The 24366-nt window shown below is 48.1% G+C and carries 16 protein-coding genes and 3 tRNA genes; 13 read left to right on the forward strand and 6 right to left on the reverse strand.

All coding sequences use genetic code 11. The features are described 5' to 3' along the window. Nucleotides 1-103: 103 nt before the first annotated feature. Nucleotides 104-180 (reverse strand) — tRNA-Arg (locus ACKU41_RS00945). A 64-nt stretch (nt 181-244) separates the two neighbouring features. Between ACKU41_RS00945 and ACKU41_RS00950 the strand changes: the two genes are divergently transcribed. From ACKU41_RS00950 to selB, 4 genes are all read left to right on the forward strand, one after another. Further along, entirely contained in the window at nt 245-1471 is a 1227-nt protein-coding gene (locus ACKU41_RS00950) for a folylpolyglutamate synthase/dihydrofolate synthase family protein (RefSeq protein ID WP_321403497.1), read from the forward strand. Nucleotides 1472-1603: 132 nt separating this feature from the next. Continuing rightward, nucleotides 1604-3004, forward strand: coding sequence for an L-seryl-tRNA(Sec) selenium transferase (selA, locus tag ACKU41_RS00955; RefSeq protein WP_321403499.1), 1401 nt, complete (start codon nt 1604-1606; stop codon nt 3002-3004). A gap of 6 nt (nt 3005-3010) precedes the next feature. Continuing rightward, nucleotides 3011-4399, forward strand: a complete 1389-nt coding sequence (locus ACKU41_RS00960; protein ID WP_321403500.1) for an aminopeptidase — start codon at nt 3011-3013, stop codon at nt 4397-4399. 261 nt (nt 4400-4660) lie between these two features. Then, complete coding sequence (selB, locus tag ACKU41_RS00965; protein ID WP_321403502.1) at nt 4661-6568, forward strand: selenocysteine-specific translation elongation factor; 1908 nt, start codon at nt 4661-4663, stop codon at nt 6566-6568. A 173-nt stretch (nt 6569-6741) separates the two neighbouring features. On the opposite strand, the gene ACKU41_RS00970 is transcribed toward selB, so the two are convergent. Continuing rightward, nucleotides 6742-6817, reverse strand: a tRNA-His gene (locus ACKU41_RS00970). Between the two features lie 44 nt (nt 6818-6861). Next, a tRNA-His gene (locus tag ACKU41_RS00975) sits at nt 6862-6937 on the reverse strand. Between the two features lie 327 nt (nt 6938-7264). Between ACKU41_RS00975 and murA the strand changes: the two genes are divergently transcribed. From murA to metG, 5 genes are all read left to right on the forward strand, one after another. Continuing rightward, nucleotides 7265-8518, forward strand: a complete 1254-nt coding sequence (gene murA / locus ACKU41_RS00980; RefSeq protein WP_319779510.1) for a UDP-N-acetylglucosamine 1-carboxyvinyltransferase — start codon at nt 7265-7267, stop codon at nt 8516-8518. A 12-nt stretch (nt 8519-8530) separates the two neighbouring features. Then, a complete protein-coding gene (locus ACKU41_RS00985) occupies nt 8531-10933 on the forward strand; it encodes a DNA internalization-related competence protein ComEC/Rec2 (RefSeq protein ID WP_321403505.1) in 2403 nt (800 codons plus the stop codon). A 120-nt stretch (nt 10934-11053) separates the two neighbouring features. Continuing rightward, nucleotides 11054-11452 (forward strand): response regulator, encoded by a 399-nt coding sequence (locus tag ACKU41_RS00990; RefSeq protein WP_319779512.1) that lies wholly within the window; start codon nt 11054-11056, stop codon nt 11450-11452. 238 nt (nt 11453-11690) lie between these two features. Further along, nucleotides 11691-13019, forward strand: a complete 1329-nt coding sequence (locus ACKU41_RS00995; protein WP_319779513.1) for a regulatory iron-sulfur-containing complex subunit RicT — start codon at nt 11691-11693, stop codon at nt 13017-13019. A 248-nt stretch (nt 13020-13267) separates the two neighbouring features. Further along, complete coding sequence (gene metG, locus ACKU41_RS01000) at nt 13268-15208, forward strand: methionine--tRNA ligase (RefSeq protein ID WP_319779514.1); 1941 nt, start codon at nt 13268-13270, stop codon at nt 15206-15208. A gap of 59 nt (nt 15209-15267) precedes the next feature. Here the strand turns inward: metG and ACKU41_RS01005 are convergent, their stop codons facing one another. The 3 genes from ACKU41_RS01005 to ACKU41_RS01015 are packed head-to-tail and all read right to left on the reverse strand — an operon-like array spanning nt 15268 to nt 16139. Then, entirely contained in the window at nt 15268-15501 is a 234-nt protein-coding gene (locus ACKU41_RS01005; protein WP_319779515.1) for a SlyX family protein, read from the reverse strand. A 59-nt stretch (nt 15502-15560) separates the two neighbouring features. Next, on the reverse strand, nt 15561-15827 hold the full coding sequence (locus tag ACKU41_RS01010; protein ID WP_319779516.1) for a hypothetical protein: 267 nt from the start codon (nt 15825-15827) through the stop codon (nt 15561-15563). Nucleotides 15828-15875: 48 nt separating this feature from the next. Continuing rightward, nucleotides 15876-16139 (reverse strand): FeoA family protein, encoded by a 264-nt coding sequence (locus tag ACKU41_RS01015; RefSeq protein WP_319779517.1) that lies wholly within the window; start codon nt 16137-16139, stop codon nt 15876-15878. A gap of 180 nt (nt 16140-16319) precedes the next feature. Between ACKU41_RS01015 and carB the strand changes: the two genes are divergently transcribed. The 4 genes from carB to ACKU41_RS01035 all read left to right on the forward strand — a co-directional run bounded on the left by carB (nt 16320) and on the right by ACKU41_RS01035 (nt 24286). Beyond that, complete coding sequence (gene carB / locus ACKU41_RS01020; protein WP_321403510.1) at nt 16320-19553, forward strand: carbamoyl-phosphate synthase large subunit; 3234 nt, start codon at nt 16320-16322, stop codon at nt 19551-19553. Between the two features lie 362 nt (nt 19554-19915). Further along, the gene (gene purF / locus ACKU41_RS01025) at nt 19916-21307 is read left to right on the forward strand and encodes an amidophosphoribosyltransferase (RefSeq protein WP_319779519.1); all 1392 of its coding nucleotides are present in this window, start codon (nt 19916-19918) and stop codon (nt 21305-21307) included. A gap of 24 nt (nt 21308-21331) precedes the next feature. Continuing rightward, complete coding sequence (locus ACKU41_RS01030) at nt 21332-21862, forward strand: zinc/iron-chelating domain-containing protein (RefSeq protein WP_321403512.1); 531 nt, start codon at nt 21332-21334, stop codon at nt 21860-21862. A 12-nt stretch (nt 21863-21874) separates the two neighbouring features. Beyond that, nucleotides 21875-24286, forward strand: coding sequence for a PBP1A family penicillin-binding protein (locus tag ACKU41_RS01035; RefSeq protein ID WP_321403514.1), 2412 nt, complete (start codon nt 21875-21877; stop codon nt 24284-24286). Nucleotides 24287-24366 lie beyond the last annotated feature (80 nt).

The following is a 24366-nucleotide window of genomic DNA, read 5'->3' on the forward strand; positions in this document are numbered from 1 at the left end:
ATTTGTATCAATTTTCATCCCAACTGTGGGGGATAGTGTGGGGGACGGAAAACCAAAAGAAAAAGGGTTTACCTTCCGAAGAAGATAAACCCTGTAATTTCAGTGGCGGGGCAGGAAGGATTCGAACCCTCGGCCAACGGCTTAGAAGGCCGTTGCTCTATCCAACTGAGCTACTGCCCCGCTCGAGAGATGCTTATTTATACAAAGCGTACCTTACGGTCAAGTAAAAAAACAGGAAAATGTTTTGAAATTTAAAAATTTTGTAGAATTCAGTGCTTATCTGGATGATCTCGGTCTTTTTCATATGGATTTGAGTCTCGGCAGAATGGAGGGATTTGTCCATAACTGGGGTGGAAAATCCTGCTTTCCGGTTATTCATGTGGTGGGGACTAATGGAAAAGGTTCAACCTCATCATATTTGACTTCTATCGCTTGTGAACACGGCTTGAAAGTCGGTACGTTTACATCTCCACATTTTGTTACTCCCCGTGAGAGAATTACCTTTAACGGGGCAATGCTTTCCGAAGAGAAGTGGTGTGAGCTTGCTAATCAGGTGCTGGAAATCGCTCCGCAGGCAGGATTGACTTATTTTGAGTTGCTGACCTGTATGGCGCTGGTTGCCTTTAAAAATAATGGAGTTGACCTGGCAGTGATGGAAGCCGGACTGGGGGGACGTTTTGACGCAACCAATACTGTTGACCCGGACCTGACCGTATTTACTCCTATAGGGCTGGATCATGAAAAAGTGCTCGGGGCAACAATTGATCTTATCGCGGCTGATAAGGCTGATGCCATGCGCGAAAACGGCATCGCGATTACAGCTGTACAGGTCCCGGAAGCATCTACGGTTCTTGCTGCCCGTGCTGCGGCGTTGGGCTGTAAGCTTCACACTATTGATGATCTTGATCCTGTTGCGGACCTCAGGCCGAGTCTTGCCGGGGAACATCAGAGGGAAAATGCACAGCTTGCCGTTGCGGCCTGGAGGCTGTTTTGCAGGAAGTCCGGCGTTGAATTTAATGCTGATAAGGTGCGTAGCGGGGTGGCAAAAGCGTTTATTGCCGGAAGGCTGCAAATAGTTGATTCGGATAGAACTTATATTCTTGACGGGGCACACAATTCCCATGCATTTGATGCTCTTGAGGCCGAGTTGAAACACTCAGACGTTAAACCGGATGTTATTATTTTTTCCTGCATGAAGGATAAAAATCTCGGTCCGGTTAAGGAAACCCTCTTGCGTTTGACAGACGGAGCAGTAATTGCTTGCGGTATTGAGAACAACGAGCGGGCGTATCCCTATAAAGAACTGGCCGAAGTTCTTGGAGAGCGGGTAAAAGCTGCGGCAAATATTGACGAAGCTCTTGCAATGCTTAATTCCGGTGATAGAACTGTTCTAATTTGCGGGTCCTTGTTTTTGCTGGCAGCTTTTTATACAAGATACCCAGAATTTTTAAGAATGCCTCCAGCAGCTTAAACCCTTTATGGAAAAGGGCCTGAAAATTCCCCAAAACTTTTTTGGTTTATATCTGGCTGAAGTTCGAACGAGATGTCTTTCGTATCAGCCCAGAGCGGGATGTTGTTGGCGGCTTCAAATTTTGGAGGCATTTTGTCCAATTTATTTAAATATCTGCCCTCTGTTGACTCTGTATTGACCCGTCTTGAAGATGAAGGTGTCATAGATGGATTGCCGAGGACCCTTTCCCGTGATCTGGTTAACGGTTTTCTCGATGTTTGCCGTGAAGAAATCAAGGGCGGAATCATTACTGAAGAAAAACAACTTTCGGCGGATGTTCTTTTTCCGCGTCTGACCTGCCATGTGCGGGCCGGTGCCAAGCCTCATTTCAGGCGGGTGCTTAATGCGACCGGGGTGGTTGTGCATACCAATCTCGGGAGATCGCTGCTGGCGGAGTCTGCCGTAAGGGCCGTTACCGAGGCTTGCGCCTGTTATTCCAACCTTGAGTTCGACCTTAATACCGGGGAGCGGGGCAGTCGTTACAGCCATGTGGAAAAATTAATCTGTGAGATTACGGGGGCCGAAGCTGCTCTGGTGGTCAACAACAACGCATCGGCAGTGCTGATTACCCTTGAAACTCTTGCCAAAGGACGTGAGGCTATCGTCTCGCGGGGCCAATTGGTCGAGATAGGAGGATCATTTCGTATCCCGGATGTTATGAGCAAAAGTGGGGCTTTTTTGCGTGAAGTGGGAGCGACCAATCGCACACACCTCCATGATTATGAGAATGCCATCAATGAAGAGACTGCGTTACTCATGAAGGTTCACACTTCCAATTTCCGGGTTATTGGTTTTACCAAGGAAGTTTCCGGCGGAGAACTTGCTGAACTGGGCCGCAAGCATGGTCTTCCTGTCTATGAAGATCTCGGCAGCGGTAATTTGACCAATTTTTCAGGGTTGGGACTGATGCGAGAACCCACGGTGCAGGAGGTTGTGTCCGAAGATGTGGACGTGGTTTCATTCTCTGGTGACAAAGTTCTCGGCGGACCGCAGGCTGGAATAATTGTCGGCAAAAAAAAATATATTGATGCAATCAAGAAAAATCCGCTCAACCGGGCGGTGCGTATCGACAAGATGACCCTCGCAGCCCTTGAAGCAACCTTGCGGCTGTATCTTGATCCGGAAACAGCCAAACGTGAAGTGCCGACAGTTCGTATGATTACCGAGCAGCCTGAGAATCTTAAAAAGCAGGCCCAGGCATTAGCCCGTACATTGCGCCGTGGATTGTCTGAAACTGCTAAGATCGGCATTCGTGAGGGTGTTTCCCGTGTCGGCGGTGGAGCTTTTCCAGAGCAGGACTTAAAAACTTTTCTGGTGACCGTGGTGCCGGAAGGTAAAGTAACAGTTGAAGAATTAAAGGAAAAACTTCTTTCAACAGAGCCCCCGCTGGTGGGGCGCATTGAAGAAGACGCATTCTGCCTTGACCCAAGAACGCTTGCCCGCGAAGAATATAAACTTTGCGCTGAAGCACTACATCAAGTTCTAGAAGGATAATGGTATATGAATAAACAACTCGAACATGAACCTAAAAGCTGCTGGGAAATTTTTAAAGACGAAGAACACCAGCAGGCTATGGATGATCTCGCAGCCCGTTACATCGATTTCCTGAGTCGCTGTAAAACAGAACGTGAAACCATTAAATACGTCGAAGACAGGCTTCGTGAAGAAGGATTTGAAGATTATCTCGGCGCGGACCAGTGCTTCCGTTCCTTTAGGGATAAGACAATTTTTATTGCCCGTAAGGGTAAAAATCCCCTTTCAGATGGTTTCCGTCTGGTAGGCGCGCATGCTGATACCCCCCGGCTCGATTTTAAGCAGCACCCCCTGTATGAAGATCTGGGCATGTCTATGGCCAAAACTCATTATTATGGCGGTATCCGTAAATATCAATGGCTGGCACGTCCTCTTTCCCTGCACGGTGTAGTGGTTAAGGCCGACGGTACCAAAGTTGATGTTGTGATTGGCGAGGATGCTGATGATCCGGTCCTTTCCATTCTCGATCTGTTGCCGCATCTTGCTTATAAGCAGGTGGAAAAGAAGGTCAGTGACGCTTTTGAAGCAGAGAAACTGAATATTCTCATGGGGCACTCCATGTCTTTTACCAAAGATGAGGATGATGAAGATGAGTGCGAAGACAAACCTTCGGTAAAACGTAAGCTCTTGGAACTTCTTAACGATAAATACGGCATAGTGGAAGAAGACCTGTTTAGTGCTGAAATGCATATTGTACCAGCAGGACCGGCCCGTTATGTAGGATTGGATAAGTCCGTTGTCGGCGGATATGGTCAGGATGACCGTTCCTGCGTTTTTCTCGCTCTGGAAGCTTTTCTGAATGCCCCTGAACCGGATCACGCCCAGATTGTGCTTTTCTACGATAAGGAAGAGATCGGCTCGGAAGGGTCCACCGGTGCCAAGTCTCTCTTTTTTGAGTACTGCCTTGAAGATTTGATCGAAGCATGGGAACCCAATGCCAAGATGTCTCGGGTAATGATGGCAGGAAAAGCCCTTTCTACTGATGTTCATGCAGCAATCGATCCTGATTATCAGGATGTTCATGAAAAGCTTAACTCTGCATATCTTGGGTACGGCCCTTGTTTCTGCAAATTTACCGGACATCGCGGTAAAGTAGGGGCGAACGATGCTCACCCTGAGTTCGTTGCATGGCTTCGTAATATTCTCAATGAAGCCGGGGCTCCGTGGCAGATGGCCGAGCTGGGTAAAGTTGACCTTGGCGGCGGCGGTACTGTCGCTAAATTCCTTGCCCTTTATGGTATGGATGTAATCGATTTCGGACCTCCGGTGCTCTCAATGCATAGTCCCTTCGAGCTGACCAGTAAGGCTGACTTGTATGCTACTGAACTGGCTTTCAGGACTTTTCTAAAGAACTAATTTGATGCGCTTTGCGCCTTAAGAATTGAAATATTATGCCTCCGGCGGCTGGGGAAGGGAAACTTTTGCATAAGTTTCCCTTCCTCAGACCCCATCCCTTCAAAATCTTTTAATATGCTTCGCATTCAACTTGAAAAAGGCGACTTTCGAATAAACAGTTGGTCAAGCTTAAATAAAAGGTTTTGGGATTCTTAAACTCTTTTGCAAAAGGGTTTAAGGCTCCCGGCAGGGTCGCCGAAGGCATTCCCAAAAGGAGCGTAAATGCCCGTAGTTATGGGAACTGCCGGTCATATTGACCATGGTAAGACCAGCCTGATCAAGGCATTGACTGGAACTGACTGCGACCGTCTGGCCGAGGAAAAGAAGCGTGGCATCACCATTGAACTGGGGTTCGCAAGCCTTGATCTCGGCGGTGATGAACAGCTGAGTATTATTGATGTTCCGGGCCATGAAAAATTTGTGAAAAATATGGTTGCCGGGGCTGCGGGTATTGATTTTGTGCTGCTGGTCATAGCCGCAGATGAGGGAGTAATGCCCCAGACCCGTGAACATCTGGAAATCTGTACCTTGCTTGGTATTGAAAAAGGTTTCGTTGTCCTGACCAAGTCCGATATGGTCGATGAAGAATGGATGGAATTGGTTCAGGAAGATGTGCGGGAATTTTTAGCATCGAGCTTTCTGGCTGAGGCCCCTATCCTTGCTGTTTCCTCACATACCGGACAGGGGTTGGATGAATTGCGCGGCGAGATTGCTAGTTTTATGAAAGATTTCTCTCCGAAACGCAGGACCGACCTTGCTCGTTTGCCCGTGGATCGTGTTTTTACCATGAAAGGACACGGCACGGTTGTAACCGGGACTTTGATTTCCGGGCAGCTGTCTGTAGGGGATGATGTTGTGCTTTATCCCAAGCTGACTGAAACAAAGGTTCGTAGCCTGCAATCGCACGGGGTTTCTGTAGAGAGCGCCCCGGCCGGACGCAGGACAGCCATAAATCTGCACGGCGTTGAAGTCGAAGATATTGAGCGTGGTGAAATTTTGGGGCGACCGGGAACGCTTTTCCCATCCAAGGTTTGGGATGTGGAATTGACCTGTCTTCCGTCGTCACCGAAAAGTTTGAAACACCGAAAGGAAGTTCATTTCCACCACGGCTCTAAAGAAGTTATGGCCAAGGTTTATTTTCTGGACCGCGAAAAACTTGAAAAGGGCGAACGGGCAGTCTGTCAGATCCGTTTTGATAAACCCATGACAGGGGTTTACGGAGACCGTGTGGTGCTGCGTTCTTTTTCCCCGTTGCGTACCATTGCCGGGGGCAGCATCATCAATCCGCTGGGTCGCAAGGTGAAACGCTTTTCTGATGATGTAAAGCGTCTGGAGTCGCTCATTGCTGCCGAGCCTGAAGAATTGGTTTTGACCCAGCTTGATCTGGCTGGAAGAACGGGACTTACTTTTCAGGAACTTTCCATTTTGAGTAATGTGGCCTCAAAACCTTTGGAGAAAATGCTGCAGAGCATGGGCGGGCAGCAGAAAATTTTCTTGTACGACAAGGAAAACCGCAGCTACGTTTCCGGCACTCATTACGAAGATCTTGTGCAGGGATTACTGAATCACCTCGAGGAATTTCATCGGAATGAACCTATGAAGCCGGGGGTTTCTCGCGGGGAGATCGGTTCTACCTATGGAAAAGGGCTGCCGGAAAAGCTGTTCCATTCCATTGTAGAACGTTTGCTCAAGAAAGAGGAACTCGTGGCCGAACAGGAAATTTTGCATCTGCCCGGTCATAAAGTCTCTCTTGCTTCGGACCAGCAGAAGCTGCGTGATACCCTGATGGCTACCTATGAGGAGGGAGGGCTGACCCCTCCCAATTTAAAAGATGTTCTCGATCCTCTTGGACTTGTCTTTAAGGAAGCTACCCCGGTCTATAGGCTCCTGCAGGATGAAGGACTGCTGGTAAGGATCAAGGAAGATATGTATTTCGCCAAGTCTGCAGTTGAAGGTTTGCAGAAGAAACTCGAGGCTTACTTTGCGGAAAATGAAGAACTCGGGCCGCAGGATTTTAAGGCTTTGGTCGGTTTGTCTCGAAAATTTTCCATTCCGCTGTTGGAGTACATGGATAAAGAGAAGATAACCATCAGAGTCGGTGATAAGCGCAGGTTGCGTAGACAGAATTGATTTAAGTTGAAAGCCCGGATTCATGTGAGTCCGGGCTTTTTTGCGTCTTTATCTGGCTGAGACCGGTTTAAGGGGAGTCCATGCAGGATGAACTTTCAACCTGATTTGGGAATTTTAATTTTCCGGGGACAGAAAAGAAAAAAGACCGGAAAATTTCCGGTCTTTTTAAAATATGGGGTGAGTGAAGGGACTTGAACCCTCGGCCACTTGGGCCACAACCAAGTGCTCTACCAACTGAGCTACACCCACCTTAAGAAAGGGGTCAGGGATTCCTGATCCCTAGAGATGTCAAATGGGGTGAGTGAAGGGACTTGAACCCTCGGCCACTTGGGCCACAACCAAGTGCTCTACCAACTGAGCTACACCCACCGCGTGTGAGAGGTGTGTTTAACTAAGCTGGGTGCGATGGTCAAGAAGTTTTTGTAAAAAAGGTGTTTTTTTTTGTATTCGGCAAAGCTCACAAGTAAAAGAGATGATTAACTTGTTTATAAAACGGCATTTTGCTCTTAATAAAAAAATAGGTTAAGCGCAGTCTTCACTAAATAGTCATTTTGTGCCACAAATGTTTTTGTTGTTTTTTGTTCATGAAAGTAATCAGGGGTCGCGGAAAGGCATGTCTTTTCACCGGGTTGCCGGACGTTGATATCTAGTTGTTGACGTTGGTAGCTTATTACCTGATAAGTATAAGGATTTAAGATGGATAAATTAGTTATTGAAGGTGGGGTTCCCCTTAATGGTCCGATCAGAGTCAGTGGCTCAAAGAATGCAGCACTGCCCATCCTGTTGGCTTGTATTTTGCCCGAAGGACCGGTTTGTCTCAGCAATGTTCCCCGTTTGAGAGATATTCATACCACACTTAAGCTGCTTGATATTCTGGGCTGTGAGACTTCCTTTGACGGTAATACCGTATGCAGCGAAGTTAAAGACTTGAAGATTGAGGCCCCGTATGATCTGGTCAAAACCATGCGCGCCTCCGTGCTTTGTCTTGGTCCTTTGCTGGCCTTAAAAGGTGAGGCCAAGGTTGCTCTGCCCGGCGGATGTGCAATCGGTGCTCGTCCCGTTGATCTGCATTTGAGCGCATTTGAACAGATGGGCGCAACATTTGATCTCGATTCCGGTTACATACATGGCAGATGCGATAAACTTAAAGGCGCACACATTCACTTTGATTTCCCTACTGTCGGCGGTACCGAGAACGTGCTCATGGCTGCAGCTCTTGCTGAAGGTGAAACAATTATCGAAAACGCAGCCCGTGAGCCCGAAGTTGTGGATCTTGCCAGATTTCTGATTGCCTGCGGGGCGAAAATTTCCGGGCATGGGACCAGCATAATTACCGTGCAGGGCGTTTCTTCGCTCAAAGGGTGCAATTACAAGGTTATGCCTGATCGCATTGAAGCCGGAACCTACATGGTTGCCGCTGCAATGACCGATGGAGAGCTCTTGATTCAGGATTGCCCGTTTCAGGAGCTGGACTCCGTTGTTTACAAGATGCGCAAAATGGGCGTCTGGTTGGAGGAGGAAGATGGCGGAGTTCGCGTTCGCCGTACCAACGGCCTGATTTCAGGAGTGGATATCACCACCCAGCCCTATCCGGGATTTCCCACAGACATGCAGGCCCAGCTCATGACCCTGATGTGCCTTTCAAACGGTGCCGGGACCATTGAAGAAAAGATTTTTGAAAACCGTTTCATGCATGTACAGGAACTTGTGCGCATGGGGGCGAATATCAAGCTCAAAGGACGCACGGCCATGATTCGTGGCGTTGATAAGCTCACCGGTGCTCCGGTCATGGCTTCGGATCTGCGGGCCAGTGCTTCTCTTGTGGTTGCCGGACTGGCTGCTTTCGGGCGTACTGATGTGCAACGTATCTATCATCTTGATCGTGGATATGAAAAATTGGAAGATAAGCTTTCCGCTGTGGGCGCGAGGGTCTGGCGCGAGAAAGAGTAGCCGTTTCATTTCATGCTTTCTGTTGAGAATTCTATTTCCGGGAACAGGTCCGGTCTTCCGGGCCTGTTTTTCTGGGAGCTTCTTATTCCTGCCTTTGTTTTCGGCATCCTGTCTATCGAATGGGTGCTTCCTTCCCTGACTGCTCTGCTGGTCTATACTTTAATTGTTTTTGTCTTCCGTCCTGAAAAGGGTACTGCTTTTCTGTTGCTGTTATTGTTCGGTTTCGGTCACTGGTATGCTGGATTTATGTTGCCTCCCGGGCCGTCCGGTATGCCTGAGTGGATGGCTGGGCGTGAAAAAGTGCAGCTTAGCGGGACTATTCACAGCCTCAAGGGAGCACCGGGCCAGCGTTTAAAGATATTGCTCGAAAATGTGACCTGCAACAGTACCAAAGGGCAGACCCGGCTTGATGGATTTCTGAATTGGACATGGGATGAACCTGATCAACGGCCTTTTGCGGGCCAGCAGGTTTCGCTTCGTGTACGTGTGAAGCCGATTCATGGATTTCGCAATGACGGATTGTGGGATTATGATTTCTACTGCCGGACTCAGGATATCCGTTACCGGACCTACTCGCGTGGACCGATCAAAAATGGAGGCCTGAAACCTTATGAACCGCAGGTCTTGCAGAAATTGAGGGCTTCACTGCATGAGCATATCCTTAAAAATGCCCCGCCGAATCAGGGAGGAGCTATTTTCCCGGCTTTACTCGCTGGTGACCGCTTTTATCTTTCGCGAGACAGTGTTGAGTTGATCCGCCGGGCCGGAGTTTCTCACATTCTGGCTCTTTCCGGTCTTCATGTTGGATTTATCGTTGCCATGGGATTCGGATTGTCATGGATCGCAGGGGGGATTTATCCCCGCATTTATCTAAGGATCACCCGTATGCGGCTGGGGGTGCTGTTTTCAATTCTCCCTGTCCTGCTTTATCTCTGGCTGGGCCAGTTCAGTCCATCTCTCTTGCGGGCAGTCTGCATGTTCGGCTTCTGGGGATTGCTCATGTTTATCAACCGGGGCAGGATGCTGCTGGACGGTTTGTTTCTTGCCGTGTTGCTGATTCTTGTGTTTTCGCCGCTCAGTGTTTTTGATCTCGGATTTCAGCTTTCGGTTCTGGCGGTGGGGGGGATTATTTTATTTTATCCTCTGTTTTCCCGGTTGTTGCCTGCAGGGATCAGTGTGTCGAGCAAGGCAGTTCGTTTTATTTTGGCCCTTATTTTTATCAGCCTGTGCGCGAATATAGCTTTGCTCCCCGTATTGATCTGGAATTTCGGGGTGCTTACACCGAATCTTTTGTTCAACGTGCTTTTTGTGCCCCTGATAGGTTCGTTTATCCTGCCGGTCTGCGGAGTGGGGGGGCTTCTCGCGTCATATGCAAGCCCTCAACTTTCCAAATATTTATTTTCATCAGGCTCCGTGACCTTTGAGTGGTTGCTTGGCTTGGTGCAGAAATCAGTCAATGCCGGGATGCTGCCGGAATATGCCTTCTACCGTCCGCATTGGGAAGGTCTACTGATTTATTATCTTTTGCTAGGGGCTGTGCTGCTGTTTTCCCACGGATATGTGAAGCGGGGAAAGGTGTTGCTGCTTTCGGCCTTACTTCTTTTTGCTGTTCGCAGTTACGTGTGTATGGGGCCGGAACAGGTGCGCATGGATGTTCTGGATACCGGGCAGTCGCAGTGTGTTGTTGTCACCGGTCCTGAAGGTTCCCGGACCGTAATTGACGGTGGTGGCGGATTCGGCAGTAGCTTTGATATGGGGCGGTCAATCGTTGGCCCGTGGCTGGCATATGGCCATCTGCCGAAGGTGGACAATATTTTTATGACCCACGGAGACCGGGACCATGCCGGAGGCCTTGCTTTTTTGCTGGAGAAATTTTCCGTGGGTAGTTTTTATTCGAATGGTGATCTGCCGAAAGGAATTGTCGGGGAGCGTTTTAGGGCAGCCTTCAAAGAGAACGGAATTGAGCCTCAAGTCCTGACGAAAGGAACTGAGGTTATTTTGGAGCCGGGGCTGATTATGGAAGTTCTGCATCCGTATGCTTCTTTTGCCGGATCTACCAATGACCGTTCTCTATATCTTCGTCTGCTCTGGAACGGGCATCCTCTGCTGTCCATTTCCGGAGATTTGGATTGTAAAGGGCTCAGGGCTGTTTTAGAAAGCGGGAATGAGCTTTCATCAAGCGTGCTTGTGCTGCCGCACCATGGTAGTGCCGGATCATTTTCACCGGAATTATATGAGCGGGTTAATCCTGAAATTGCAATTGCCGCTTGCGGATTTTTGAATCGGTTTAAATTTGTTTCAAAAAAAGTTGAGCAGGAACTGAAAAAAAGACACATATGTATGTATACGACTTCTGCAAACGGAATGTTGGCAGTCAAATGGAATAGAGATGGCCGGATACTGACTGTTCGTTGAATTTAAATATTTTTGCTAATTACTGATATGTAAACTTGATTTTCATGTGCAAAAGTGCCAATGTCTAGCCATTGACCGAAGTTTAAGACTAATGCTTAATATGAGTGGAGGTTTGCCTGCATGAGAGTGCTGATTGTTGATGATGATTTTTATTGCCGCAATATGTTGCATGAGATCATGAAACCATATGCACAGTGCGATATTGCCGTTAACGGTGAGGAAGCTGTTTTCGCTTTTAAAAGAGGCCTTGAGTCCGGCAATACGTATGATCTTGTCTGTCTGGATCTGGTTATGCCGGAGATGGACGGACAGCAGGCTTTGCGTGAAATCCGGTCGATTGAAAAAGATTTCAAGATCAATGATGATTCCGGTGTAAAGGTCATTGTTACGACAATGCTTGATGACCGCAAAGAAACCCACGACGCTTTTTTTCTCGGTGGTGCAACCTCTTATCTGGTCAAACCCATTGAAGAGGATAAGCTGGTGAAAGAGCTGAAAAATCTCGGTTTTTCTGTGTAGCTTGTTTGAAATGTTTAAGGACACTGATTTAGTCCTGTTTTATATTTTGCCCTGAAAGACGGGCTGAATCCGCGGCTTTTGCTGCGGATTTTTTTTGCTTAATATTAAAAATTGTATTATTAAAGGTAATTGGAGATAATTAACGGAATTGAAGTTCCGCAGGAAGTGGTCTATTGTACCTCCTTCACATCAAGTTTTATCCGCTTTCATTTGCGGTTTTATATAAGGTTTTTTAAGAATGTCACAGATATTAGGTGTAAAATTTAACGATTTCGGGCAGATATATTATTTCTCGTCCGGGCCTTTCGTTGTCCGCGAAGGTCATTCGGTTATAGTCAAGACCGAGCAGGGCATGGGGCTGGGCAAGGTCTTTGTTGTTCAACAGGATCTGCCAGAGGAAGTAACAGAGGACTCCATAAAGACTATTTACCGTCTTGCAGGCGAGGAAGATCTGGAGTCGGAAGTTGAAAATAGGGATCTTTCCCGCGTTGCACACAGGTTCTGCAAAGACTGCATTGATCGCCAGAAGCTTGAAATGAAGCTTGTGGATGTGGAAGTCTTTTTTGACCGCAGTAAAATGATTTTTTATTTCACTGCTCCGGGAAGAATTGATTTCCGTGAACTGGTCAAGGATCTGGTTAAAGAATACAGAACCCGTATTGAACTGCGCCAGATCGGTGTGCGCCATGAAACCCAGATGCTTGGGGCCATTGGCAACTGCGGGCAGATTTGCTGCTGTCGCAGGTTTATGCGAAAATTCATGCCTGTAACTATCAGGATGGCTAAAGAGCAGAATCTGTTCCTTAACCCGACCAAAATTTCCGGGATTTGCGGAAGGTTGCTTTGCTGTCTTTCCTTTGAGCAGGAAAACTACGAGGACTTCCATCGTAAGAGTCCTAAAACAGGTAAGAAGTACAACACCGTACATGGAGTTGTGCGGGTAACTAGGACAAATTTTTTCCGCAACACTTTGACCGTTTTGCCGGAACAGGGCGATGAGATAGAAATCCCCCTTGATGATTGGCCGGATATTATTAAAGGCCCCGGTCAGGACCGTGATTCTGATTCCCGTGAAGGGGAAAGCCGGGGTGGACGTTCCGGTGGAAATGAACATGGCTGGGGTGATGGTGAAGGTGGAGAATCAAGGCCTCAACGGGCTCGTCCTGAGCGCAGGCGTCCCGAACGTTCCCGTCCAGATAGAGGGCGGCCTGACCGTTCCGGAGCGGAGCATTCCAAGTCAGAATCCTCCAGTTCAGAACGGCCTGGTCCGGAACGCCGCAATGTGCAGCGTGACAATGCAGACGAAGTCGTTAACGTCAGTGAAAGACGTGAAAAAACAAGTTCTGAGCGGCGCAGTGATGATTCAGCGCAGGACCGCCATAAACGTCCGGTCAAAAAGGACCGTCCGCAGAATAAGCCGGAAGGAGAACAAAAATCTTCTGCTCCTGCAACATCTGAGGAAAAAAATGAATCCGCTGCCGACAAGTCGAAGAAGTCGTCGAACCGTCGTCGGCCTTCAAGACGCAGGCGTAAGCGTAAGCCTGCCGGAGCACGGAAGAGTAAATAATGTTTCATAGTTCGGGCCGATTATAAATATTGTCCTGAACAAAGTTGCTTATATTCGGGTTCTTCGCTATATGCGTTCTGCTCGTGAGCGGTAACCTGTCTTGTGGCCGGTTGAAAATGTCAGTATTCTCATCCGGCTGTTAAGATTTTTTACGCTGTATTTTTCTCGGATTTTGTATGCGGCCAATGCTGTTTTTTTATAACCTTATTTAAATCCGATTGTTATCACCTTAACAGGAGTGACTGATTTTGGATTCGTTTTTTATTACAACTCCCATCTATTACGTTAATGCAAAGCCGCATCTCGGCCATGCCTATACTACAATTCTTGCTGATTCCATGAACAGGTTTCACAAGCTGCTGGGAGATGAAACATTCTTTCTCACCGGAACAGACGAACACGGTGACAAGATTGTGCAGGCCGCAGAAAAGGGCGGTCAGACACCCCGTGAATACGTCGATGAGATAAGTGCCCTGTTCAGCGGCCTGTGGCCGGGATTGCAGATTGAAAATGACGATTTCATCAGAACCACTCAGGAACGACACATAAAGTGTGTGCAGGAAGTACTGCAAAAAGTTTACGATAAAGGTGATATCTATTTCGGCGAATATGGCGGTCACTACTGCTTCGGTTGTGAAAGGTTTTATACCGAGAAAGAACTTGTGGACGGCAAATGCCCGCAGCACGAAACAGTTCCCGAATACATTGCTGAGAAGAACTATTTCTTCAAGATGTCTAAATATCAGGATTGGCTTATCGGCCATATCAATGCCAACCCGGATTTCATCCGTCCTGAAAGATACCGCAACGAGGTATTGAGTTTACTAAAATCCGGCGCTCTTGAAGATCTTTGCATTTCACGGCCTAAAAGCCGTCTGGAGTGGGGAATTGAACTTCCTTTCGATAAGGATTTCGTGACCTACGTATGGTTTGATGCTCTTATTAACTACATTACCGCCCTTGAGTATCCCGAAGGTGAAAATTTTGTAAAATTTTGGCCTAAAGCCAACCACCTTGTAGCCAAGGATATTCTCAAACCTCATGCAGTTTTTTGGCCCACCATGCTCAAGGCTGCTGAAATTGAACCTTACCAGCACTTGAATGTACACGGTTACTGGTTGATCAAGGACACCAAGATGTCCAAGTCTTTGGGCAATGTTGTTTCCCCGCTGGAAATGGCCGAGAAATACGGTGTCAACGCATTCCGTTATTTTTTGTTGCGTGAAATGGTATTCGGTAATGATTCCAGCTTTTCCGAAGAAGCTCTTGTCGGTCGTCTAAATGCGGACCTCGCCAATGATCTCGGTAACTTGTTCAGCAGAACCCTCTCCATGACCCATAAGTATTTTGAGGGCAGGGTGCCGGATCAGGGAGATGAGGCTGATGAAGATTGCGAAATCAAGAGCATTGGCCGTAAGGCCATGGCTGAATTCCAGAATAATTTTATGGAAGCAAGGTTTTCCCGTGGGCTTGAAGGACTGTGGGAGCTTGTGCGCGGTCTGAATAAATATATTGATACCACTCAGCCGTGGACTCTTTATAAAGAAGAGAAAATGTCCCGTCTTGGAACCGTGATGTACGTGTTGCTCGAAAATATGCGCAAGATCGCGGTTCATCTCTGGCCCATTATGCCGGAAGCCAGTGAAAAGATGCTTGAGCAGCTGGGGATTAAATTTTCTCCTGAAAAGGTTAACCTGCAGGGCGAAATTGATGTTTGGGGTCTGCTTGATCCCGGTACCGAGGTAGCCAAGAAATCCAATCTGTTTCCGCGTGTTGAACTGCCCAAGGAAGAGCCTGCTCCCAAGAAGAAGGAAGCAAAGAAATCCAAGAAGCAGGCTGAACAGGCCAAGGAAGAAATTCCCGGAGTTATTGAGTTTCCCGATTTTCAGAAAGTGGACATGCGTGTGGGAACAGTGCTTTCCGTAGCCAAACACCCAGACGCAGATAAACTTCTGATTGTCAAAATCGACACCGGCGATGACGAACCGCGTCAGGTTGTTGCGGGTCTGGCGGAATTCTTCAAGCCCGAAGAGCTGGAAGGCCGTCAGGTTGTTGTGGTTGTAAACCTCAAGCCCCGCAAGCTGCGTGGAGAAGTGTCTCAGGGCATGATTTTAGCTGTGCGTAACGGTGAAGAGATGCAGCTGTTGAGTGTTTCCGCTCCTGTGGCGAACGGTTGTAAAGTTTCGTAAAGACTACTCCCAGATAGAAAGATAAAATCCCCCGCATGCTTTTGCAGCGGGGGATTTTTTTAAACTTGTCCGTAATGCGGCGGTGGCACATCATCCTGCGGAGAAGAGTGGGCTACGGCGTCTTTCAGGTCCTTCATCTGCCTGACCACGAGTTCAAGCTTCTTTTCAAGTTCACTGATCTGCTTCTGTTGAGCAATAATGAATTTATTCATCTCTTCGACATTTTGATCCTGAAGCGCGAGGGCGGTTTCAAGACTTTCAATTCTTTCTTCAGTTGATTTTGTGTTACTCATAAGTAGGAAAATGCCAGAAGAGATGGACGAAGGCAAATGAAACAAGCGAAAGAAAAAGTTCAGGCTTTTGTTTTTTTGGGCAGGTCGTAGGGTACGTCAGTTCCGTTGACTACCAGACTGATAACACGCCCTTCGGTGCGTTCCACGAATTCTTTGTAATTTTTGAGGGAGTTCATCGTGGCTATGATATCTTCTGTGTTTGACCAGACCCCATAGGAAGCTTTGTTCTGGTCGTGAATTTTTTTCATTTCCAGAATGGTGAGCGACCACCATGAACGGTCATTGGCAAGGATTTCGAGGGATTGCCACTTTGCGTCTGATCCCATGACTGAATTCTCTTGATTTGTTTGGCGAAAGATTGTGGTACGTGTATATTAAAATGCACTGCATTTATCGCAATCGCAAACCGGAATGGCTAGAATTTTTTTGGCCATTTCACAACCAAGGGCAAACTGGGAACTGCGTACCCGAATATTCATCCGTCCATTGTTGGAGATGACATTGACGATGGTGCCGGGGATAATTCCCATGGAAAGCAGTCTGCTGCGGCAGCACTTTCCACCGTCAAATCCGGTTACCCTGACCGACATTCCGGCTTTATAGCTGGGGAGCGGTCTTGCTTTTGTTGTATCTGCCATTATGTTCATTGCAATTGAAATTTAAAGTCAGTTGTGGTCTTTGTCAATGGCAGGGTGGGATTATCATACAAATAAGAACGACAACTCTATGCTTGCTCATCTGCGAGTAATGTTTTATGTGTTTTCGTCTCACCCACAAGTCCTAACGCCAATATTTCAAACCATTATTGGATGGAGTTCATGCCTAAACGCACTGATATTAAGAAAATTATGCTCATCGGCTCCGGGCCGATTGTCATCGGTCAGGCCTGCGAGTTTGACTATTCCGGAACTCAGGCTCTTAAAGCCCTTAAAGAAGAGGGGTATGAGGTCATACTCGTCAACTCTAACCCCGCAACCATCATGACCGATCCCGTTTTGGCGGATCGCACATACATTGAACCCATCGAGCCCGGCACTATTGCCAAAATTATTGAAAAAGAACGACCGGATGCATTGCTGCCCACCCTTGGTGGTCAGACCGCACTGAATACAGCACTTGCCGTTGCAGAAATGGGTGTGCTGGATAAATTCGGTGTCGAACTGATCGGTGCCTCCGTCGAAGTAATTGAAAAAGCCGAAAGCCGTGAACTTTTCCGTGCAGCCATGGATAAAATCGGCCTTAAGGTTCCTACCAGCCGCATTGCCCGCAACATCGATGATGTTCGCCGCTGTGGTAAGGAAATCAGTTTTCCCATCATTATCCGTCCGGCCTTTACCCTCGGCGGCACCGGAGGCGGTGTTGCGTACAACATGGAAGATCTGGAAGAGATTGCCATGAAGGGTATTTCCGCCAGTCTCCAGAATGAGGTTATGCTCGAAGAGTCCATTCTGGGCTGGAAGGAATATGAACTTGAGGTCATGCGTGACCGCAAGGATAACTGTGTTATTATCTGTTCCATTGAAAATATTGATCCCATGGGCGTACATACCGGTGATTCCATCACTGTAGCACCTGCCCAGACCCTGACTGATGTGGAATACCAGATGCTTAGGGATGCATCTCTCGCTATTATGCGTGAGATTGGTGTTGAAACCGGTGGTTCAAACGTCCAGTTTGCAATCAACCCCGAGAACGGCGAACTGGCCATCATTGAGATGAACCCCCGTGTTTCCCGTTCTTCCGCCCTTGCATCCAAGGCTACCGGATTCCCCATCGCCAAGATCGCGGCAAAGCTTGCGATCGGTTATACTCTCGATGAGATTCCCAACGACATTACCCGTGAAACAATGGCCTCCTTTGAGCCGACCATTGACTACTGTGTAATCAAGATACCCAGATTTACTTTTGAGAAATTCCCAGGTGCTGAAGATTACCTTACCACCGCCATGAAGAGTGTCGGTGAAACAATGGCGATCGGCAGGACCTTCAAAGAGTGTCTGCAGAAAGGTCTGCGTTCTCTTGAAGTAGGTATGCCCGGCTTTGGTAAGGTTTTTGAGCCTTGCAATATGGACCGCGAAAAACTGGTCGGTCTGCTGCGTAAACCAAACTCCAAGCGCATGTTCTATCTGCGTGAAGCTTTTCTGGCAGGTATGAGTCTTGAGGAAATTTTTGATATTACCAAGATTGATCCCTGGTATCTGCACCAGCTCGAGGATCTTGTTAATTTTGAAAAGGAACTCAGGCAGTTCTCGCTTGAAATCGGTCTTTATTCAGGAGATGAGCGGGTTCCGGCCATGCTCAAGAAAGCCAAGGAGTACGGTTATTCCGATCCGCAACTGGCAACCATGTGGAGAGAGACTGAACATAATGTCAGGAATTTCCGCAAGGATCTCGGTTTGATACCGACATACTATCTGGTAGATACCTGCGCTGCGGAATTCGAGGCTTACACACCTTATTTTTATTCCACTTATGAGCCCGGGCAGGAAGCCGAATCCATGCCGGAACGTAAAGTCATGATTCTGGGTGGCGGTCCTAACAGGATCGGTCAGGGAATTGAGTTTGACTACTGCTGCTGTCACTCCGCCTTTGCTCTTGAAGATATGGGTGTGAAATCCATCATGGTCAACTCCAACCCGGAAACTGTCTCTACCGACTATGATACTTCGGATAGACTCTATTTTGAGCCGCTCACTTATGAAGATGTGCTTAATATCATTGAGTTTGAAAAGCCTGAAGGCGTGATTGTGCAGTTCGGTGGTCAGACACCTCTGAACCTCGCTATTCCGCTGCTCAAGGCCGGGGTCAACATTCTGGGAACTTCCCCGGATGCAATTGACCGTGCCGAAGACAGGGAAAGATTTCAGGCTCTGCTCCAAAAGCTTGATCTCAAGCAGCCGCCGAACGGAACTGCAATGTCACTTGAAGATGCCAAGACCATTGCCGCTCGCCTGGATTATCCACTGGTGCTGCGTCCTTCCTACGTTCTCGGCGGACGCGGAATGGACATCGTTTACAGCGATGAGGAGTTTGATTCTTACTTCCGTGAAGCTGCGGTCATCTCTCCTGAACACCCGATCCTCATCGACAAGTTCCTTGAGAATGCGGTTGAAGTTGATGTTGACGCTCTTTCCGATGGCGAACAGACTTATGTTGCCGGTGTTATGGAGCACATTGAGGAAGCCGGGATTCACTCCGGTGACTCCGCCTGTGTGTTGCCTCCGCACACTTTGAGTGATGAAATTGTCAAGGAAATTGAACGTCAGACCGTGGCCCTTGCTGAAGAACTGGAAGTCGTCGGCCTGATGAATATCCAGTTTGCTGTCAAGGATGACGATATATATATTATTGAAGTCAACCCCCGTGCATCCAGAACCGTGCCTTTTGTAAGTAAGGCTACCGGTATTCAGCTTGCCAAGATGGCAACCAAGGTTATGCTCGGTGAAAAACTCAAGGATCTCGATCCTTGGTCCATGCGCAAGGAAGGATTTTATTCTGTGAAAGAAGCGGTCTTTCCCTTTAACAGATTCCCCAATGTGGACGTAATGCTCGGACCAGAAATGCGTTCCACCGGTGAGGTTATGGGCATGGATTACACCCCCGGTCTGGCTTTTATGAAAGCCCAGCTCGGAGCTGGAATCAAGCTTCCTCTTGAGGGGACAGTCTTCATCTCCGTGAAAGACAGGGATAAAGAAGCCATCCTGCCCACAGCCAGGAATTTCGAAAAACTCGGATTCACTATTCTGGCGACAGGCGGCACAGCTGATTTTCTTTTTGAGCAGGGGATTGCAACCAAGAAAATACTGAAGGTTAATGAAGGTCGTCCGCACGTTGTTGACTACATCAAGAACGGCGATATAGACCTTTTGATCAACACGCCTTCCGGTAAGCAGACGGTCTCTGATTCCAAGGAAATCAGGCAGACAGCATTGCTTTACGGGCTGGCATATACAACAACTGTCGCGGGCGCCCATGCCATGAGTCTGGCAATTGAGGAGCAACGCGGCAAAGGACTTGATGTGCAGTGCTTGCAGCGCTACCACAACATGTAGGACGTTAATAAACAGGAAACGGACCGGGCATTACGCACGGTCCTTTTTCCTTTTGTGAAGATTCGGCGGCCGGGGCTGTTCTCTATATCCCAAAATTTGAGCAGGAAGCTCACTTAACGGCTATAGTTAAAAAACTTTTGATACAAGTTTTCCGGATTCTTCAACATTTTTAATCGTAACAATTTATCGCTTCAAGCGGCGAAGCCTTGTAAAAGGTTTTGGCTTTTTTAAACCCTTTAGTCACAAATCTGCAGGATAGCGGGTTAGGGCGTTGACGAAAGAAAATACTCCGCAGGAGTGTGACACAGGAAGTGGCTAATCAAGGGGTTTAAGCCGCCGGAGGCATTCTTCGGGAAATAAAAATGAAAAAAGAATATTGCGGACTGTTCGGGATTTATGGACATCCTGAAGCGGCGAGAATGACCTATTTCGGCCTTTACGCCATGCAGCATCGTGGGCAGGAGTCTGCCGGTATCGTCACTTGGGACGGTGGAACTATCCGTGAACAAAAAGGCATGGGGCTTGTTGCCGATGTTTTTAATGAACGTCATTTGGGCAAAGAACTCAAAGGTGACATTGCCATCGGGCATATCCGCTACTCCACAACTGGAGCTTCCCTGATCAGGAATGCCCAGCCTTTTCTCGTCCGTTTCGGTGAACTGAATCTGGCAATCGCCCATAACGGAAACCTCGTGAACACACTTGAGCTGCGCAAGGAGCTTGAGGCACAGGGGTCAATTTTTCAGACCACTATGGATTCCGAGGTATTTGTCCATCTGATCGCCAAGAATCTCAACGGTAATACCATTGAAGATGCGATTATGAAGGCATGCCGCAAGGTTAAGGGTGCTTTTTCACTGCTGATCATGGCTAATGATAAGATGATCGCCGTGAAAGATCCCAACGGTTTTCGTCCGTTGGCAATCGGCCGTGTCGGGGATAATTATGTTTTTGCTTCCGAAACCTGTGCCTTTGACCTGATTGATGCCGAGGAAATCCGTCCTCTTAATCAGGGTGAGATGGTTGTAGTCGAGGGCGGCAAGATGACCTCCTACACCTATTGTGAAAGCGCACCCAAGCGTCAGTGTATTTTCGAATTGATTTATTTTGCCCGTCCTGATTCCACTGTATTCGGTGAAGTTGTATATGAGCGGCGCAAAAAAATGGGCGCGGTGCTTTCTACCGAACAGCCTGTGGACGTCGATTTCGTCATGCCGTTCCCGGATTCAGGTAACTATGCTGCTGTAGGTTATTCTCATGAATCAGGCCAGCCTCTTGAACTGGCAATGATCCGCAACCACTACGTAGGCCGTACTTTTATTCAGCCTTCTCAGGATATGCGTGACTTCAGCGTAAGAGTTAAGCTTAATCCTGTGAAATCCATGATCAAAGGTAAGAAAATCATGATTGTGGAAGATTCCATTGTGCGCGGGACAACCACCCGCACCAGAATCAAGAAGCTGCGCGAGCTTGGTGCCCGTGAGATCCACATGAGGGTCAGCTGTCCGGCGATTCGTTTTCCCTGTTATTACGGAATTGACTTCTCTTCAAAAGGAGAACTTATTGCCGCTAACAGTACTGAAGAGGAAATCGCACGTTTTCTGGGCCTCGATTCCCTGCACTACCTGTCCATCGACGGCTTGCTCAGTTCTGTGGGAGAAAAGGATTCCTACTGCCTTGCCTGCTTCAACGGCGATTATCCCATCGCTCCCTGTGAGGGGTATGGGAAAATGTGTCTTGAGGATGAGAAATAATTTGGCGGGAGCCATTGAATAATTATGAGCGATCCTTTTGTCTGTGCCAGATGTGCCGCCAAGGGGCCGACATGTTGCGAATTGACCCCCGGGACCGAGGAAGTTTGTTTTCCTGTCTCTGAATATGAACGGGAGCGCATTCTTGAATGCGCTCCCGATTCCGGCGGTTTTGCCCTTCAGCTTAATACGCCTGTCTTTATTGAAAATATGCTCAGGCTTTTTCCGGGACAACGCAGGATGGTGAAAAAACTTTTTCCTCCCGGTGGTACTCATTACCGGTTGGAGGTTTCATCCGGAGGAAAATGTCTGTTTCTCGGTGACGAAGGGTGTATTCTTCCCAAAAAAGCCCGGCCCTTGTATTGCCGGCTTTTTCCTTTTTGGACGGATGCTAACGGACGTATTACATTACTGGAAGTTGAAGGCTGTCTTGCGCAACAGGAAAACCGGACTCCGGGAAAACTTTTCAAGGCTCTCGGAGTAACACAGTCTGAGGTTCGTGAATTACACGGTCAATTACGAATAGCCTGGGGTATTGTTTCCCATGCAGACGACTGAAGAGAATCATAAATGAAAAAAATATATAAAATCCTTCTGATTGTGACGCTGGTGATGGGGATTCTCGGTGTCGGTTCGATGGCTGGACTTTATTACTGGGCGTCCAGTGATCTGCCCGGTTTTAAAAACATTACTGACTATAATCCCCCGCTGGTTACAACTGTATATTCCCGCAACCATAAGGTTCTCGGCTATTTTTATAAGGAAAAACGTTTTCTGGTCCGTATGGACGAGATGACCCCGCTGTTGCCCAAAGCCTTTCTGGCTGCGGAAGATGCCTCCTTTTATCAGCATGACGGTGTTGATTTTACCGCTATTTCCCGTGCATTCGTTGCCAACATGAAGAGCGGTGCCAAAACTCAGGGCGGGAGTACCATTACCCAGCAGATCATCAAGCGTCTGCTGCTTTCTCCCGAAAAGAGTTACAAGCGTAAGATCAAGGAAGCCATTCTCGCATTTCGTCTGGAGCATTATCTTGAGAAAGATGAAATCCTGACCATTTATTTGAACCAGATTTATCTCGGCGCAGGCGCTTACGGCGTCGAAGCCGCCGCCCGTACGTATTTCGGTAAGCATGTCGGTGAGCTCAGTATTGCTGAATGTGCCTTGCTGGCCGGATTGCCGCAGGCTCCCAGCCGTTATGATCCCCTGCGTCATCCGGAAAAAGCTAAAGCCCGTCAGCTCTACGTTCTCGGACAGATGTATGAGCATAACTGGATTTCACGCGATGAGTACAACAAGGCTGTTGAAGAACAGTTGGTCTATAAAAGCATGGAAGATCCTTCATGGAAACATGGCCCGTATTTTCTAGAAGAGGTCCGGCGTTGGCTGATCGATAAATATGGAGAGGAGACTGTCTACAAGGGCGGTTTGAATGTATACACCACCTGTGACATCAAGCATCAGGATGCAGCGGACGAGGCGGTGAGAGAAGGACTTGAGGCTTCTACCATGCGTCGTGGCTGGAGAGGGCCTTTGCTGGAACTCAAACCTGCAGATTATGCCGGATTCCTCGCTTCTGAAGTTCTTCCGGAGTCGGACCTGCGTCCTGGCAAGTGGGTGAAAGTTCTGGTGACCAAAGTTGAAAGCAAAGAGGCTGCTGTTAAGTTTGGGAAATATGCGGCCACTATGCCGGTTACCAGCATGAAGTGGTGCCGTACTCCGGATGTGAAAAAAGCCCCAGAAGATGTCCGTCCCCAGAAGGATGCCACTAAAATCCTCAAAAAGGGTGATGTGGTCTGGGCAAGACTTGATAAAGCTTTTTTCAAGGATGGAAGCGAAGTTAATTTTAATCAGGTTGATCCTGATACCGATACCCTTGGTGATGTAAGTTGGCTGGTATCTTTGATGCAAAAGCCCGTGGTGCAGGGGGCTCTTGTCTCCATGGATCCCAAGACAGGGGATGTGCTGGCCATGGTCGGCGGCTATTCTTTCGGCGGGAGTGACGGTAGTCAGTTTAACCGCGCAACACAGGCCAGGCGTCAGCCCGGTTCAGCTTTCAAGCCCATTGTATATTCCACAGCCATGGATAACGGTTTTACTCCGGCATCCATTCTGATGGATGCACCTTTTGTCTATACAGATATGGAGGCCGGAAAACTCTGGAAACCAGAGAATTTTGAAGGTGTTTTTTACGGTCCGACCCTGCTGCGTACTGCACTGGTCAAGTCCAGAAACCTCGTGACCATCCGTCTTGCCCGTAAGATGAGTATCGACAAGATCATCCAGCGCGCCAAAGACATGGGACTTGAGAGTGAATTCCCGAGAGACCTTTCCGTGGCACTCGGTTCTGCATCCGTAACCCTGCTTAATATGGTTGAGGCCTACTCGACATTTGCACGGGGCGGGTCAAGAGTAAAAGCCCGTCTGGTACTCTCGGTAAACAGTGCATGGGATGAGCTGCTTTACGATTCTAAGCCGGAAGTAGTTGACGCCATCAGTCCTCAGACTGCCTACATCATGTGTAATTTGATGAAGGAGGTTGTGCAGCACGGAACGGGTTGGAGAGCTAAAGTCCTGCGCCGTCCTGTAGCCGGTAAAACCGGAACTACCAACAACGAACAGGATGCATGGTACATGGGTTTTTCCCCTTATCTGGTAACCGGGGTTTTTGTAGGATTTGACCAGTTGACTCCCATGGGTAAGTGGGAAACAGGTTCCCGTGCGGCCAGTCCGCTCTGGGTTTCTTATCGAATGAAAGTGGAGAAGGATTATCCTTATGAGGATTTTCCGCAGCCAGAGGGTGTGGTTATGGCCAAGATCGATGCTGCTTCCGGTCTGCTAGCCGGACCAGGCTCAACTAAGACCTTTTTCCTGCCCTTTAAGGAAGGCACTCAGCCCACAAGGACCGCAACCGGTTCCGGTGAAGAAGGAGAGTCCGGTGGCGGAGGTTCCAGTGAGGATCTGTTCAAACAGACCTTTTAGGCAGTTAAAAAGTGTAAGTTATGTTGACAAAATGAGAATTGGCAGAGTTTTGCTAAATAGCCGATTCTGAGAAATAAAGA

This window comes from Maridesulfovibrio sp., from assembly GCF_963678865.1.
Lineage (GTDB): Bacteria > Desulfobacterota > Desulfovibrionia > Desulfovibrionales > Desulfovibrionaceae > Maridesulfovibrio.